The organism is Geothrix sp. SG200 (genome assembly GCF_022808935.1).
Lineage (GTDB): Bacteria > Acidobacteriota > Holophagae > Holophagales > Holophagaceae > Geothrix > Geothrix alkalitolerans.
In genome coordinates, this window is sequence record NZ_JAKZFR010000004.1 from 286,567 (window position 1) to 301,623 (window position 15,057).

At 50.3% G+C, this 15,057-nt stretch carries 16 protein-coding genes; all 16 read right to left on the minus strand.

What is annotated here, in order from left to right; translation table 11 throughout:
* Nucleotides 1–6: 6 nt before the first annotated feature.
* A complete protein-coding gene (locus ML539_RS10550) occupies nt 7–489 on the minus strand; it encodes a TspO/MBR family protein (RefSeq protein WP_243323579.1) in 483 nt (160 codons plus the stop codon).
* A gap of 176 nt (nt 490–665) precedes the next feature.
* Entirely contained in the window at nt 666–1,007 is a 342-nt protein-coding gene (locus tag ML539_RS10555) for a hypothetical protein (RefSeq protein ID WP_243323581.1), read from the minus strand.
* A 99-nt stretch (nt 1,008–1,106) separates the two neighbouring features.
* Nucleotides 1,107–1,502: a nuclear transport factor 2 family protein gene (locus tag ML539_RS10560; RefSeq protein ID WP_243323583.1), complete on the minus strand. Its 396-nt coding sequence runs from the start codon at nt 1,500–1,502 to the stop codon at nt 1,107–1,109.
* Nucleotides 1,503–1,675: 173 nt separating this feature from the next.
* Entirely contained in the window at nt 1,676–1,987 is a 312-nt protein-coding gene (locus ML539_RS10565) for a hypothetical protein (protein WP_243323585.1), read from the minus strand.
* 160 nt (nt 1,988–2,147) lie between these two features.
* Complete coding sequence (locus ML539_RS10570) at nt 2,148–3,044, minus strand: DUF5677 domain-containing protein (protein WP_243323587.1); 897 nt, start codon at nt 3,042–3,044, stop codon at nt 2,148–2,150.
* A 158-nt stretch (nt 3,045–3,202) separates the two neighbouring features.
* A complete protein-coding gene (locus ML539_RS10575) occupies nt 3,203–3,712 on the minus strand; it encodes a hypothetical protein (protein ID WP_243323590.1) in 510 nt (169 codons plus the stop codon).
* A gap of 164 nt (nt 3,713–3,876) precedes the next feature.
* Complete coding sequence (locus ML539_RS10580; protein WP_243323592.1) at nt 3,877–4,317, minus strand: hypothetical protein; 441 nt, start codon at nt 4,315–4,317, stop codon at nt 3,877–3,879.
* Between the two features lie 146 nt (nt 4,318–4,463).
* Nucleotides 4,464–5,042 carry a hypothetical protein gene (locus tag ML539_RS10585; RefSeq protein ID WP_243323594.1) on the minus strand — a complete coding sequence of 193 codons (579 nt, stop codon included), beginning with the start codon at nt 5,040–5,042 and terminating at the stop codon, nt 4,464–4,466.
* Between the two features lie 133 nt (nt 5,043–5,175).
* Nucleotides 5,176–6,009, minus strand: coding sequence for a hypothetical protein (locus tag ML539_RS10590; RefSeq protein ID WP_243323596.1), 834 nt, complete (start codon nt 6,007–6,009; stop codon nt 5,176–5,178).
* Nucleotides 6,010–6,641: 632 nt separating this feature from the next.
* Entirely contained in the window at nt 6,642–7,385 is a 744-nt protein-coding gene (locus ML539_RS10595) for a hypothetical protein (RefSeq protein WP_243323598.1), read from the minus strand.
* A 154-nt stretch (nt 7,386–7,539) separates the two neighbouring features.
* Nucleotides 7,540–8,463 (minus strand): RES domain-containing protein, encoded by a 924-nt coding sequence (locus ML539_RS10600; protein ID WP_243323600.1) that lies wholly within the window; start codon nt 8,461–8,463, stop codon nt 7,540–7,542.
* A gap of 601 nt (nt 8,464–9,064) precedes the next feature.
* Nucleotides 9,065–9,877 (minus strand): nucleotide-binding protein, encoded by an 813-nt coding sequence (locus ML539_RS10605; protein WP_243323602.1) that lies wholly within the window; start codon nt 9,875–9,877, stop codon nt 9,065–9,067.
* Between the two features lie 1,148 nt (nt 9,878–11,025).
* The gene (locus ML539_RS10610; protein ID WP_243323604.1) at nt 11,026–11,736 is read right to left on the minus strand and encodes a hypothetical protein; all 711 of its coding nucleotides are present in this window, start codon (nt 11,734–11,736) and stop codon (nt 11,026–11,028) included.
* A gap of 227 nt (nt 11,737–11,963) precedes the next feature.
* Nucleotides 11,964–12,902, minus strand: coding sequence for a hypothetical protein (locus ML539_RS10615; protein WP_243318927.1), 939 nt, complete (start codon nt 12,900–12,902; stop codon nt 11,964–11,966).
* Nucleotides 12,903–13,042: 140 nt separating this feature from the next.
* A complete protein-coding gene (locus ML539_RS10620) occupies nt 13,043–13,687 on the minus strand; it encodes a hypothetical protein (RefSeq protein WP_243323606.1) in 645 nt (214 codons plus the stop codon).
* 687 nt (nt 13,688–14,374) lie between these two features.
* Nucleotides 14,375–14,890: a DUF2845 domain-containing protein gene (locus ML539_RS10625; RefSeq protein ID WP_243323608.1), complete on the minus strand. Its 516-nt coding sequence runs from the start codon at nt 14,888–14,890 to the stop codon at nt 14,375–14,377.
* Between the last annotated feature and the right edge of the window lie 167 nt (nt 14,891–15,057).

The following is a 15,057-nucleotide window of genomic DNA, read 5'->3' on the forward strand; positions in this document are numbered from 1 at the left end:
CAAGGGTTAGGCAAGGATGTGGGGATTGCTTTTCCATACTGCCCAGGTGAGAACGGAAGCGAAAGACACCCAGGCTAAATAAGGGATAAACAAAGCACCCGCAAAACGATTTCGGCGCCAGAACATAATTGCGGTGGCGATGCTCAACAGCCACAAAAATAGGATCTCAGCGAAGGCCAGGGCGCCGAGATGCCAAACAAAAAACAACCAAGTCCACAGGGCGTTTACGGCTAGTTGGAAAACGAACAGAGTGAGCTCGGGACCGGCCTTTCGAAGACCGTATGCCCGCCATACAAGCCAGGCTGAAATAGCCATCAGGATGTAGAGGACAGTCCAAACTGGACCGAAAAGCCATCCGGGTGGCGCCCATGGTGGGCGAATGAGCGCCTTATAGAAAGATCCAGCTTGTGCGGAGGCGAGGGCGCCAAGTGCTGCGGCTGTGAAGCAAATAGAGAGCCACCCAAAGAAGCCTAGAATTTGCTTGGACATCGGATATTTGGTCATTAAAGCCCTGAGAGAATGCCTAACGAATGAAGCTAACCGGACCCGCCTGCGCCGAGGAGACGAGCGGAGCCGGGATGGCGAGAAGTTGAGAGAGAGCGGCAGGCAATGCAGGCGGGGTCCGACTTGAGCGGAGGGTTAGGCCGATATGTGTGTAGGCACCATTAGGACCGCGAGTCGAGCCCAAAGACGCGCAGCTCTTGGTCACAGCGGCAGGCCTTCGCGATGCGTGCAGCCCACGAGACCGCCTCTTCGCGTGAGGGCAGTTCGAGTACGGTGAGCCCTCCATCGAGCATGGGCGCCCACGGGTAGCCACCCTTGGCGACCGAGCCATCGGCAGAAACGAGCACTGGTGGCACGTCTTCGTCGATGCCACCGCCGAAGATGTAAACGCCAGCGGCCTTCGCCTCTTCAATCACGGCATGCGCATCGCGGCCTACGGCCTCCAACTCGCCGTTGGGAACGTCCATCGCAGCGCTGGGGAAGGAGATCAGGTATTTAGCCATGGTGCTCTATGCCTTGATCGATGCTGGCTTTGGGGCTTGTGAGAGGCCTAACACCAGAATTAAGCCGACCCGCGAAGCGGGTTCGGCTTGAATGATTTGTCAGGCACCACCGGCATTTAACCACGTGGAGTGCCTTGCCACGGCCTGCCACCGGCCCTCTCGGTAATGCCAGACGTCCGTCATCCGAAACTCCCCACTCCAGTCTTGACCCCGAGCGGTCGCCTTTTGGCGATACCAAGCGATCGAGACAACAGTGTCGCCGTAGCCGTTGACTTGGAGCCGCTCAAAGTGGAATGACTCACCCACCATCGGTCCCATGGCGCCATCAAGCCATTGGGCTTTGGAAAAGATCTCGCCGCTAAGGGAGCTAACTAAGGTGAACTCTTCAGCAAGAATGGAGTCTGCGAGGGCGCGGTCGCGCTTTAGCCATGCACCCATCCATTCGTTCTCTCGAGCGAGGATGATGTCGTGCAGGGATTCTTCTTGAGCTGTCATGACCTCTCCTTCGGTGCCTAACGAAGGAAGCTAACCGGACCCGCCTGCACCGAGGCGCAGAGCGGAGTCGAGGAAGCGAGAACAAGAGAAAGAGCGGAAGGCAATGCAGGCGGGGTTCGAGTTGAGCTAGGGGTTAGGCGCTGATGGGTATTTGATACAAACGATAGCAGGGCCTAGGGGCGGCCCTTTAATTCATTCAATTCATCGATAACTTGAAGGTATTTTTGCTGAAGCTCATCGAGGCCTTCAGCTAGTCTCACCTCTGCAGCGGATAGCGGAATGATCGAACCATCCGAGGATTGCAGAAACACCCGGTCCCAACGGACGTCGTCGACAGACGGTTCTCTTCCATGCTCGCGCATGACTGTTTCGTGAATTGATTCATAACTGATTGGGCAGTCATTCTCGGAATCGAATAGCTCTGCTTCCGGGTACACAGCCAACAGTTCACGGAGCGTCCATACATCTGGATGAACCCACAACATGAGAGCTCCTTCGAATCTGAGTGAACTCCAGGATTGGCGCGCGCCTAACGAATGAAGCTAACCGGCCCCGCCTGCACCGAGGCGCTGAGCGGAGTCGAGGAAGCGGGAAGCTGAGAGAGAGCGGAAGGCAATGCAGGCGGGGTCCGAGTTGAGCGAGAGGTTAGGTTGCAGGAGCGGGGTCAAAATCATTGCCATCACCGGCTTTCATAATCTTCATGATCTCTTCCTCGATTGAATCGAATAGCCCGATAAAATCATCGACTTCTCTTGGTTCTTCGATGCAGTAATCAATAAATGACCTGAGAGCATCAAGTACTGCCAGTGAGATATAAATATACTGGTTTCGATGGGTTGAGCAATCGTGGTCTCGTGGAGCCCAATGGCCCTCAGGGGTGAGCTCAAGGTAGTGTTGCTTGAGGCTCGGCCATGTTCCATGGACATGATGCGATCCGATTTTTTGGCCTACAACGTACATAAGTCTCGAGCGGCCAAGAGTCTCAAGCATCGCAGCCAAGTCTGGGAGCTTCTTTGCCGCACGAATTTGAGCTTCGGAAAGTGTAGATGACTCGATATGTCTTTGAATTGAGGCAAGCATTCTGGCTTCAATAACCAGAACCTGACCCTCGCGTACCTCTATTGCTTTCTCGATTTCAGATTTGAGCTCAAGTTCAGACTTCAAGCCATCCGCTAAATATCTTTCGAAAAAGTTGGGATCCGCATTCTGGCAGAGCCATGAGAGTTTTACACACGATTCAAATATTGATCTATCAATGATTGCAGTCGTTTCTCCAAACTTACCTTTGTGTGAGAGGGCGACATTAGAAAGCATTAGGCGTGAACAGCGATTCAGTAGACCACTGCAAACTGAATAGTGAATGGGCTCCAGTTTTCTGAGTGCTGGAGAATCCGGCCGAAGCCTAGCGAAAAAATTACATATAACTGCGACAAATTTGTACCACTCAAACAACATAGGCAGAAAATCGCCTGATTCCTGGCATGACTTTCTGAGTTCCTCGGAGAACTCTGGTGGATTAGGAATTTGTGGAGGAGTGGCCATCGGTGAAGCAACCTAACGAATGAAGCTAACCGGGCCCCGCCTGCACCGAGGCACTGAGCGGAGCCGAGGAAGCGGAACGAAGAGAAAGAGCGGAAGGCAATGCAGGCGGGGTCCGAGTTGAGCGGAGGGTTAGGCAGGTTCGGTGTTTGTTTGTACGGCTACTTTTTAGCACTTGGCCGAATGTTGACTTGATTACTCGCCATGAGAGCGATGTATGGCCAGGTGGTTTGATTGATCGCATCGATGGAAGATACGGGAGCGAACGCAGACACATGGAGAACGGCCTGGCCTGCTCTTGACGCTGCTCGGACCTGAATGAGCCGTACAAATGTTTGCCCTGGTTCGATGGCAATGATGATGGAAGATTGTATGTCTCGCTTCTCGGGATCCGTTTTCAGGCTCCTGGCAGCGATGATGCCTCCAGGAATTCCGGGAGGGATGTATGGAATGTCTGGATATTGAAATTCTGCGTATATCTGGACTTGCTCTTGGTCAATGAAGACCGGACGGTCACCCTTGTTGAGAACCTTTACAAGAGCAAGCGAACCCTTGCCAATAACCAAGTCGTTGTTGATTAGCTGAACCGTTGTGGACAGTTTTGGTTTGGTTTGGGCGGATAGAGAGCCAGAAGCGAAAAGTGCAATAAGGCAGAGGTAAGGCAATCGCATGATGACCTGCCTAACGAATGAAGCTAACCGGACCCGCCTGCACCGAGGCGATGAGCGGAGTCGAGGAAGCAAGAAGTTGAGAGGGAACGGAAGGCAATGCAGGCGGGGTCCGAGTTGAGCGGAGGGTTAGGGGCCCCGGGCGGGTCGTATCGTGATTGAAAAACCTAATTGAACTGAGTATCCAAGCTAGGCCGAATCTCGACCTTTCCTGGTTTTGAGAAGACGACGAATATTTTAAATTTTCGAGTTAGCAGTTCCGTGGATTCAGCCGGTGGGAACTTCAGCGTTGAGCTCCAGGAGATGGCCATGGGAGCCAAGGAGGGGTGATAGGCCGTAGATTTCAATGAATTGGCCTTGGTGACTTTCCCAGAAGTGTCGACTTCGAGAAGAATTTCTACCGGCCCAGAGAAGCCTGATATTTTTGAAAGAGTTGGGTAAGGCGGTGCGGCAGGTCTCCCCATTTTTGCCCATACCTCATTTGAAATGTCTGTATATGCCTTTAGTTCTTCTGCACTTGGGTTAATCGAGTTGAAATTTGCTGTTTGGGAGAAGGCGGGCATTCCGATTACGACAATGGACAATGCAATCTGGTGAACGGAATACATCGAGGGCTCCTAACGAATGAAGCTAACCGGACCCGCCTGCACCGAGGCACTGAGCGAAGCCGAGGAAGCGTGTGGTTGAGAGAGAGCGAAAGGCAAGGCAGGTGGGGTCCGAGTTGAGCGGAGGGTTAGGCGCGTCGATAGCTCGGTTAAGATCTCCACATTTGTGATTGCTTGTGAAAGCGGAAGCCGAGTCCCTTCCAGGTGTAGATATCTGTATGGCCCCCGCCGCTCAAAAAACCCGACCAAGAAGAGGTGCTGATTTTCACAATTCCAGGGTAAACCTTGATTGAATACCCTAATACAAACCCATTGATAGGTTCACCATTGGCGTCGAAGTACTTGGGAGGAATATTACCCTTTCCCCAATAGACTTGTGCAAAGTAAGATTTGAGCGATTTTTCCAGCATCATCCGTTGAGCAGAGGTGAAGAGATCCTTGGTTGTGTCATCAAGACAAATAAAGCCAGAAGGTCGATTTTCCATAGAAGAAATCAGGTTTTGAATATATATCCGATTCGCATAACCATCAACCGTAGGCGCTTCCTTTTTTAAGTGGGCAAGCATCTCTTCATCGTCAGCTTGATTTCTGGAGGCAAGAGTGTTGAGTTCTTGAAAAACTGTCCTAATGGCGAACCTTCGCCCAGCAACATAGCCCGCCACACAAAGTAATCCAGAAATCCCGACTGCAATTCCGACAGCCGCAAACCAGGATCTGTATCGAAGCATATGCAGCGCCTAACGAAGGAAGCTAACCGGACCCGCCTGCACCGAGGCGCTGAGCGGAGCCGAGGAAGCGAGAAGTTGAGAGAGAGCGAAAGGAAATGCAGGCGGGGTCCGAGTTGAGCGGAGGGTTAGGCCATCACAGTTTGCCCAATCGGGCTGCATAAGACACTCTGTTGGTTTTCCTATCTGAAAGCTCAGCCAGTAGGTACTGTAGACAATCTTTGATTTGATGAGCCAATTCTAAACATTGCTCATCCGGGGTTTTATGGACTCCTTCACTCAGAACTTTATAGAGCTTCCCTAATGGATTAATTCCATTTATCAGCAAATGAGGAGGAAGAGCATTATTAGCAATCTCAATTTTGGAACTCATTGGAGAATCTTTTTTCAATTCGTTCAATGCGTCAACGACCGTGCTTGGTTGACCTGTCGCCGTGGCCTCATCATTAATCATTTCCAGAAGTGTCTCGATGTTGGATTCTAGAATTCTTCTAAAATACGCGAAAGCAGCGATGCCATATCCATTTGCCTCGCACGCTATTGCCTTTTCATAGTAATCAATATCTTTCCCTGAAAATTTTTCGATATATTTATTTCTTTGAAGTTTGAATTTGGGATATTGGCCAACTTTTTCAATTTTTAATGTTGCTTCGTTTTTGGTTACATTGATCATAAATTTATATTGGCATTCATTACACGTAACACAAGTAAAAGAGCAGTATGTTAATCCGAATTCTAACTCAGGGTGACGGTGGCCGGGAGATAAAAGTGGTGTGATGGGTGGGTATTTAACCGGTTTGGGGCTATCACTATTAAACGGACGAAAAATTTTGCATTTAGTGCAAAGCAAATCTAATTGTGGTGTATCGATTTTGGTAAGTTGAGTCTTTGGTGAAAAAACTGCAGGTGAGTAGAGAGAGTTGGATTCTAAGAATGACTTGATCTCTTGCTCAGTAAGTGACTTCAACATGAGACACCTTTGAAGTGTGGCCTAACGATGGAAGCTAACCGGCCCAACCGCAGCCGGACGAGGGAAGGGGAACGGAAAGCCCAGCGCACACGGGAGAGCGGAAGGCACGTGCGGTTGGGTCCGAGTTGAGCGCGAGGTTAGGCCGAGCCCTAAGCAGTAGCGCCCCGAACGCGCGGCGCGCTTGGATTTGAGCTTGCTTGATTGAGAGCGAACGTTCATGCCGACGAGCCCAAAAGGAGAACACCGGAGTTATCGCGTGAGAGTGAGGGCCGAGCTGCTGAAGTGACCTCGATGATGGCAGGAATCCATGGGCCGAGGGTTGATGAGTAAGCGATAACCCTATTCAGTAGAGCCAGAAGGATGATGAACGGTGAGGCTTTGCCGATGGAGCGAGCCAGGCTGACGACACCGAACCAACACCCCACCACCCAGCAGACAGACAGAGCCAGGCGAACGAGGCCTAACGAATGAAGCTAACCGGACCCGCCTGCGCCGGGGCGTTGAGCGGAGCCGAGAAAGCGAGAAGCTGAGAGAGAGCGGAAGGCAATGCAGGCGGGGTCCGAGTTGAGCTGGGGGTTAGGCAAATAGAAGCAGAATTGTTTTATATACAAAGATAAAGCCGATAATAAAAATCAAGGTAAACTTGGTTGCCTGGTCAAAGAGAAACTGCATCCATCAGTGATGATTCGTCCGCTGCCAGTGGTAGTGCCGTTGATTGAAAGTAAGCCCGTGGCGCTGATGATATTCGGGTCCAAGTTTTCATTACTATCCAACCCGGTGACCTGGAACTGTGATGTTGCATCGACGCTACCCTGGAAGAAATTGGAGAAATTGCCACCACTGGTGTAGCCCACAGCGCAACCGATGATATTGAGATTGCCATCGCGCCACATAGATATATGGCCATTAGCATTCCCACTAATTATTCCAGAGAAACATAGATCCAAATTTATTGAATTGGTAGGTGGTTCACATATAAAAATTCCACTGGAGTAGGTAGTGCTTGTAAAACTGCCAGTAATGCGTGCTTTACTAGTGTTTAGGTTTCCGTGAAAGACGAAAGCTGCATCGCTTGCTTGAAAAGATTTAGCCTGCGCATTGAATGTACCGGTTAGGGTGTGTAAATCCCCAAAAAAAATAAAATCTGCTATTACAGGTACAGAATTGGTAGTACTAACGGGATCGGCCCCAGTGAACTTAAGCCGTATAGGAACGTTCAAATATCCACCTGAAGACGCTCCGTAATAATACGTATCACTTGGTGAATTTGTATGATTGTTAGTTGTAGGCGAGTCGCTACTTCCACCGCCTCCACAGCCAAATAGTATAAAAAGTATGGCTACTATACTGATTCGTGTGTAGGTGGATTTCATCATGAGGCCCTTATAGAAGTAAGTGGGTGTAAGTAGTGTAGCCTAACGAATGAAGCTAAGCGGCCACGCCTGCACCGAGGCGATGAGCGGAGCCGAGATAGCGAAATGCGAGAGAGAGCGAAAGGCAATGCAGGCGGGGTCCGACTTGAGCGGAGGGTTAGCTGTCACGGGACGAGAACTTGGAGAGCTCTGCCATGGCATTAGGGTTTGTGAGGCCATTGTCCCTTAGGAACTGAGCCTCGTTGTGAGTTTGATTGAAAAATGTGCCGATGTGTTGCGCTTGTGGTGAACCCCAAATCAATGAACCATCTGGCTTAATGTCATGGCCCTCTGCAAGAACAGAATAGTCATGAAGGCCATATTTCCTACTCTTGGTTATATGAACAAGGCGAATACAGACTGGCTGAGTGGCATTCAAATATGCTTCAACTGAGAATGTCAAATTCATCCCGCTTTGGTCTTGGACACTGGGGTAAAAGAACCCCCCAACTCCGGACTTTGTGTATGCAAGCTTTGCCAAACAGCGAGTACGAATATAGTCAACGGAGCTTGCGTTTGGATCGGCGAGAAGTTCAGCAAGAAATGCATCGATGTAGCAAAGTAGCTTCCCTTTCTCTAGCCCTTCGCTGTTGAGCATTTTGCCAATGACTCCGTGTGGGTCTGTTCCGAGAGATTTGAGATACCCGGTTTTGTGAACATGATATAGCTCACCGATGGTGCCAATTCTAATGGCGTGGTTTGGTTTTATTTTGAAACCCATAATATGAAAATATTCACCGTCTGAGGCACTAAGTTCAGTAAGGGCTGTTCCGCTGCGCGTTGCTGCGTAAAGGCATGGTTTACCTGGATCGTTCAACCTTCCGACTCGTGTTTGCGATGGCGGCGGGGAAGACATTTCGGAAATATTTTGATAGGGACTTGAATCCGATTTCCTTGCTCGATAGAACAAGCTTCCACGGCCCATCTCAAAATTAAGTACGGGGTAAACACTTAGCAGACGCTCAAGAAGCATGGCCAACACTTGAGGGTCAACCGACTGGTTGATCTCGTCAAATATCTGTTCGCATTCGTCGAGAGTCATATATGGCCTAATGGAGACAGCTAACGAATGAAGTTAACCGGACCCAACCGCGAACCGGTCGAGTGGAGGGGAACGGGAATCAGGGCGTTCACGGGAGAGCGCCAACAAAGCGCGGTTGGGTCCGAGTTGAACGCAAGGTTAGGCCGAGCCCTAAGCAGTGGCGCCCCGAATACGCGGCGCGCTTGGATTTGAGCCTGCTTGAGTGGGAGTGAGCGTTCATGCCGACGAGCCCAAAAGGAGAACACCGGAGTTATCGCGTGGAAGTGAAGGTCGATGCTTTGAAGTGACTTCGATGATGGCAGAAATCCATGGGCCGACGGTTGATGAGTAAGCGATAACCCTATTCAGTAGGAGTGGGAAACCGAGGACCGATGTGGATTTGTCGCTGGAGCGAACCGGAACGATGAAGCTGAACCAGCGCTCCATCACCCAGCAGATAGAAATAGGCGGGTGAACGAGGCCTAACTAATGAAGCTAACCGGACCCGCCTGCACCGAGGCGCTGAGCGGAGCCGAGGAAGCGAGAAGCTGAGAGAGAGCGGAAGACAATGCAGGCGGGGTCCGAGTTGAGCGAGAGGTTAGGCGCATGGCAGGAATCGTTGTTAAATCTTTAGGGAATACCCTGCGGCTTTAAGTTCTTTAATTATTGAAAAGGCCTGAGACTCGAATGATGAGTCGACTTTTTTGTAAAGTAGACCACTGAGGTCGCTGGGGATCGAAACATTTCCGCGATAAAGACAGCAGACCCTGCTGCGGCTAAGTTTGGCCACAAAGTAACCGAATTCAAAAATGACATTTGGACGGGCTCTGAATTCTTTGACCCTATCGGAATCATCTATACCGTCTTGATCGGCCGAATAAGCAATTTCATCAGGAGTGAGTAGTACAAAGGCGAACCCCACATCGCTATGCTGCTCAAATTTTTCTATTATGGTTTGCCCCTCATCAGGTTTTCTGTGCAGTACAATTGGCTCAAGACCAATTTGGTGCAGGAAGGCCTCAAGCTCAGTCTTTAGGGAATGATCGTGGCCATGAACGATAAAAATTTTGTTCGAAATATTTGGGGCTTTGTTTTCTGATTTCACACCTATCACTTCGTTAAAAACATCTTCCTTTAGGGCCGCGATTGCTAATTCTATGCCTTTGATAATAGAGCTTTTCGCGTACTCAAAATGTTCAGGACCATATCCGTTTGTGTTTACAGCCCTACCGGCATTGACGAGGTTTATTGCTGGAGAGTTTTGTAAAAAAGTTTGATTGATCAAATTCTGGGTTCGAATTTGCCAGGTTGCCCATTCGGGCGAATCTGGTCCTCCCCACACTCCTCGACCTTCACCAGGCAGGCAGAAGTTATCGAACGTAAATCCCCGACCTTCTTCAAGTAATTGCTCAAGTCGGGCCAGGCGGCTGTCCATAGGGTTCCTCAGGGTTGAATCGTACGTAGAAACTGCGCCTAACGAATGAAGCTAACCGGACCCGCCTGCACCGAGGCGCTGAGCGGAGCCGAGGACGCGAGAAGTTGAGAGAGAGCGGAAGGCAATGCAGGCGGGGTCCGAGTTGAGCTTAGGGTTAGGCCGATGCATGCATTCTGCGCAGGACCAAACGGCCGATGAAGAAGAGAACAATGACTGCAATGAACAGGATGAGGCTGAGGAGCAAGACTACGAACGGAAGTTCAAAACCGGTGAATGTGAAGCACCAAACAAAGTACTGCCTGAGGAGGTGTTTCTCGCCAATGAGCCATGCGAAGGAAGCCAACCAGCAGGCGAAATAGACGAGCACCCAACAAGCGAACTTAGCGGCTGCTCTCTGAGGAAGCATGTGGGAGGCCTAACGAATGAAGCTAACCGGCCCCGCCTGCACCGAGGCGAGGAGCGGAGCCGAGGAAGCGAGACGAAGAGAAAGAGCGGAAGGCAATGCAGGCGGGGTCCGAGTTGAGCTGAGGGTTAGGCCTTCTTCTCGCAGGTTTCTGCTTTATTTGCACTCGGTAAAGTAACACCATCTTTAAGGTTGAATGATTTGGTGAGTTTATTGCAAGAATCGCAGAGCGGAGCAATTCGTTCGCCAGAAACGCTCGGATTGATTATGTGCCCCCCAAGTGTCGGCTTCTCGGAGCAGCCGGAGACTGAGCAACTGGAGGGCCATGATTTGCCGGAGAAGGTAATCCAATGTTGTTTCCAGGTTCCGCAGGCGCACCCTCTGTCGCTTGTGCCGCCTTTATTTGACCATCCGTTAGCAGTAATGCCCATTATCATCTCCTTCAAAGTGAGATCATGGTCTAAGGACCATGAAAGAAATGGACCAGCCGCCTGCATTGAGTAGGCCGATAGATGATGACTAATCTGGCCGGCTATTCGTTCAGAATGCGCCCAGCGGTATCAAATCGCCGGCGAACGGAGAGAATGAGGCCGAAACTCATCTGTAGATCGATTAGCGGGGCCTAACGAAAGAAGCTAACCGGCCCCGCCTGCACCGAGGCGCTGAGCGGAGCCGAGGAAGTGAGAGGATGAGAGAGAGCGAGAGGCAATGCAGGCGGGGTCCGAGTTGAGCGGAAGGTTAGGCGTTATAGGGACGGCTGAGTTATGAAGCGAATAAACCTCTCCCCAGTTGGGCTAAGCGAAACCGCACGCCATATTGTTGTTCTGATGGGCGCGTCGATATCTTTCATGGTGAGGACTGCAGGAGGAATAGCCCTATCGTCACTCCTATCACCGGAGCCTAATTTTGGATGAGTACGAATTAAATCTCGACTAACCAACTCCCTGAAATATAAGAAGCAGTCATCGTTGGTGGGCAGGTTCATTCCATAGTGCTGGAGGAGCTTAAAAACGCCGATATATTCTGAAATATTGGTAAAACCTGATGGTTTGTCCGAGAAGATGCGCAACATGCGAAGGTGTGTCGGTGTTAATTCGTCAATATAACGCACGAACACAGCTCGTTCATCCGCGTTCTCCATCGGGCTCACGGCTGTATTCAGGACAGCGGCTTGAAGGGCATCCATTTTTTCGGCCTGATGGCATTTCGCTACGGCCTGGCCTGCCGATATGACAATTGAACATATTTCATTGGCCTTTTCAGAGCTCTCTAACGTTGTAACTCTATCGCCCAAGTTGAGCATCTGTTCATGTAACTTGCTCAACCAATTTTCCAATTCCACCTTACTTCGATAGCCAACAATCGTTCCAAGACTTTCTGCTATCACAGGGCCAACGCCGGGCATGATGGCCGATAATCCGACCTTTAAGGCGGCGATATATCCGTCAAGAATCAAGTTGGATATTGGTGGGGATTCTAGAGGAAATTCCGGTGGGTTTGTTTGCATATGCAAGTCTCTGCAAAAACTGGTCGTGATGCAATTGCTCGGAGACGCCTAACGAATGAAGCTAACCGGACCCGCCCGCGCCGAGGCGACCAGCGGAGCCGAGGAAGCGGGAAGCCGAGAGAGAGCGGAAGGCAATGCAGGCGGGGTCCGAGTTGAGCGGAGGGTTAGGCATTCACTCAATCCTTTGGGGACAGGTACTCTGCCCAAAGTCGATGATAAAGCCCACGGACGGGGTCAGGGGTTTGGGAGAGTTCATGCTGTTTTTCGGACCCTAGTGATTCATCACTTGCTTCTTGTGGAGGGCCGGCATCGCCACCCCAGGCCCTCATGGCTACTCTTGGCTTCTCAGGATTGGTTTGGGGCTTGGGCGAGGTAATCGCTGAACGAAGAGACTTGGCTTTCAGCAAGTACGCGTTAGCCCTTTTTGGGTCGATGTCGGTGACTACCAAACCTTGGCCCTGATAGGACCATGCCAATTTTTCACATGCAGATGGATCGCCTTCATCGGCCCCTTTCTCTAAGGCTTTGCGGGCGGATGCTATGTCGCCAGCCAAATAAAATTGACTGGATGCAGCAAGTAGGTTTCTTGGTAGGAAATCTCCTTTCTCCCACATCAGTGCAAGGCGACGACTGTCCTCTTTGGACCAGTGCATATTTCCCGCCTTGAATCGAAATTCCTCCAACAGATGCTTTGAAAATCCAGGATCCTTTGGCACACCTAGACCATCTCGATACATTTTGATCAGTTCAATCCAGGCTTCTGCACTCCATTGGTTTGAACCGATGCCAAGTGCGGCCACATAACAGCGCCCGGCCCGTGTGAGGTCGGGAGGACCGCACTTTGGATCGCGAAGCAGTCGTGCAAGTTTGAGGAGGACGCTTGCCTCTCCGAATGGAGGCTGATTTTCTTCTCCCCAATCTGCATCGAGGCGACAAGCCTCTTCGTAATGCCTTCTTGCCTCCGCATATTTCCCTTCTGCCTCAGCCTTTGATCCGAGTCTTTCAGACAGCTTTGGATCAGCAGCAAGTGCAGGAAGTTCTTGAGGGTTGATCCTTGGCCCCGAGCGAGGGACAAGGACCATAACGACCATCCATAGAACTGTCGAAGCGATCATGGAATGCCTAACGAATGGAGCTAACCGGCCCCGCCTGCACCGAGGCGCTGAACAGAGCCGAGGAAGCGGAACGATGAGAGAGAGCGGAAGACAATGCAGGCGGGGTCCGAGTTGAGCTAAGGGTTAGGCTGAAGTCGAAATTACTTGTTTTTGCTTTGCAGGTGTCGCCCCCAATTGATTACAGAGGCAGCGAATTCAGCCCCAGCAGAATCTTGCTCGGAACTTGCAGCCATTGATTGAATCGACTTAACGCCAACTTCCAAGGCACCGGATTTGAGAGCTGCTCGCATTACTGTCCGTAGCTTCTCATCCTTCGTAGAGGACGCCTCAATCGACTGTGCGGCTGCAAGGGCGATTTGAAACTCGTTCGACTGAATTGCGAAATCGACAGCGCTCGACAAAATTTTATCTCTTTCCCAACTCGATCCAGCAGAGGATCCTGCCTGGAAAAGGAAATAGGCAAGTCGACCATTATCTGACAATTTATCTGGAGCGATCTCTATTTTGAGGGAACCCAGAGATGGGCGGGTTGAAGATGGGGAATTTACAGTATTCATTAACTTGGTGAACCATGACATCAATAAGATAAAAATCATTGGAACGAACATGAACACATAGACACCGAAATACGTTCCAATCATTTTCAACATATCAGGCCATTCTCTTTTCTCACTTTTCATAGAGACACCGCCAACTTCTGGCTTTGATGTCGCTACCTTGTATACGCCAATAATTGCAGAAATCAGAATGACTATTTCAGTAATGAGCCGGATGGTGTCATTCATGAATTTCTCCTAAATCTAATAATGAAGCCTAACGAATGAAGCTAACCGGCCCCACCTGCACCGAGGCGCTGAACGGAGCCGAGGAAGCGAGAAGCTGAGAGAGAGCGGAAGGCAATGCAGGTGGGGTCCGAGTTGAGCGGAGGGTTAGGGCGCCCAGTCGCGCGACTCGATTTGTACATCAATATTTGAATTTCGTAGTGAATTAGAAAAACTATCGACATGTTTGGAGCCACACACAAACAATGAGGGCCACTTTTCAAGCGTAAGCAAAGCTTCTAACCATACAGATTCGCGTTTTCGGCACTCAGCGTTAATTTTTTTCAAAATAGTAGTTTCAGGTAAACCCGCTAATTCCCCAGAAGCCCTTACATATATCACGTCACGAATTCGCAACTTTTTCCTTTGCTCTCGATCTGGATCCACGTAACGATGCTGGATATTTAGATCTGCTGCAAGTAGTGCGACCGTTGAATGATTTGAACTGTTCTTGACTGAGCTTACTTGGCTCATTTCTTCTGCGATAAGTTGGATTAGCCATTTACTGCATAGCGCACCAAGATAGGCCCTAAATTTTGTGATATCGCCTTGTGAACAAGAACCATCCCCACGTTGATAATCGTGCTTCGTTCCAACTATGACGACGATTCTATTCAAAGGTGCCCTTATGATGAAGGTTACTTGTTCGAATTATTGAATCTTAGCCTTGTCGATAAGGCGTTGCCGGAGTTGCTGATACTCCTGGTCATTAACCAGGCCATCCTTTTTCATTTTTTCTAGTTTTTCGAGTTCGGTCTTCAGGTCAAAGCCACCGGTAGGAGTTGAGGGAGTTGAGGGGGTTGTGGAAGATACTTTGGCCTCGATTTGTTGTTTCACATTGATGTCGGTCGTTGGGTTTTTCGTGTAATCGAAATCACCCTTTTGGCCAAATGAATCGACTTTGCCATTCATGATTCGAACGAACATGGATTTAAAATTTCGTTTTCCTTTCCAATCCCAACCGCTGTTTTCGTAGGATTCATATTCTAGGTACTCGACCGACCCTTGCACAGCCATACGAGTAGGTTTGCCAAGGGCCTGGATCACTTCATCCTTCCGCATACCAACAGAAACTCTCGTTAAATCCACTTCGGGCTTGTCTCGGAAGCACCCCACCATTGCCAGCGCGATGGCACCGAAGAACATAATCGGGGACTTGGATCGCATGAAAAGCCTCCTGATGTTGGATGTGAAATTGTGGGGCGCTCTAACGAATGAAGCTAACCGGCCCCGCCTGCACCGAGGCGACGAGCGGAGCCGAGATAGCGAAATGCTGAGAGAGAGCGGAAGGCAATGCAGGCGGGGTCAAGGTTGAGCGTAAGGTTAGGCCGTAC

Excerpts from the sequence above, each read along its gene's own strand:
- ML539_RS10550 (WP_243323579.1), bottom strand. The coding sequence starts at position 489 with ATGTCCAAGCAAATTCTAGGCTTCTTTGGGTGGCTCTCTATTTGCTTC.
- ML539_RS10555 (WP_243323581.1), bottom strand. The coding sequence starts at position 1,007 with ATGGCTAAATACCTGATCTCCTTCCCCAGCGCTGCGATGGACGTTCCC.
- ML539_RS10560 (WP_243323583.1), bottom strand. The coding sequence starts at position 1,502 with ATGACAGCTCAAGAAGAATCCCTGCACGACATCATCCTCGCTCGAGAG.
- ML539_RS10565 (WP_243323585.1), bottom strand. The coding sequence starts at position 1,987 with ATGTTGTGGGTTCATCCAGATGTATGGACGCTCCGTGAACTGTTGGCT.
- ML539_RS10570 (WP_243323587.1), bottom strand. The coding sequence starts at position 3,044 with ATGGCCACTCCTCCACAAATTCCTAATCCACCAGAGTTCTCCGAGGAA.
- ML539_RS10575 (WP_243323590.1), bottom strand. The coding sequence starts at position 3,712 with ATGCGATTGCCTTACCTCTGCCTTATTGCACTTTTCGCTTCTGGCTCT.
- ML539_RS10580 (WP_243323592.1), bottom strand. The coding sequence starts at position 4,317 with ATGTATTCCGTTCACCAGATTGCATTGTCCATTGTCGTAATCGGAATG.
- ML539_RS10585 (WP_243323594.1), bottom strand. The coding sequence starts at position 5,042 with ATGCTTCGATACAGATCCTGGTTTGCGGCTGTCGGAATTGCAGTCGGG.
- ML539_RS10590 (WP_243323596.1), bottom strand. The coding sequence starts at position 6,009 with ATGTTGAAGTCACTTACTGAGCAAGAGATCAAGTCATTCTTAGAATCC.
- ML539_RS10595 (WP_243323598.1), bottom strand. The coding sequence starts at position 7,385 with ATGATGAAATCCACCTACACACGAATCAGTATAGTAGCCATACTTTTT.
- ML539_RS10600 (WP_243323600.1), bottom strand. The coding sequence starts at position 8,463 with ATGACTCTCGACGAATGCGAACAGATATTTGACGAGATCAACCAGTCG.
- ML539_RS10605 (WP_243323602.1), bottom strand. The coding sequence starts at position 9,877 with ATGGACAGCCGCCTGGCCCGACTTGAGCAATTACTTGAAGAAGGTCGG.
- ML539_RS10615 (WP_243318927.1), bottom strand. The coding sequence starts at position 12,902 with ATGATCGCTTCGACAGTTCTATGGATGGTCGTTATGGTCCTTGTCCCT.
- ML539_RS10620 (WP_243323606.1), bottom strand. The coding sequence starts at position 13,687 with ATGAATGACACCATCCGGCTCATTACTGAAATAGTCATTCTGATTTCT.
- ML539_RS10625 (WP_243323608.1), bottom strand. The coding sequence starts at position 14,890 with ATGCGATCCAAGTCCCCGATTATGTTCTTCGGTGCCATCGCGCTGGCA.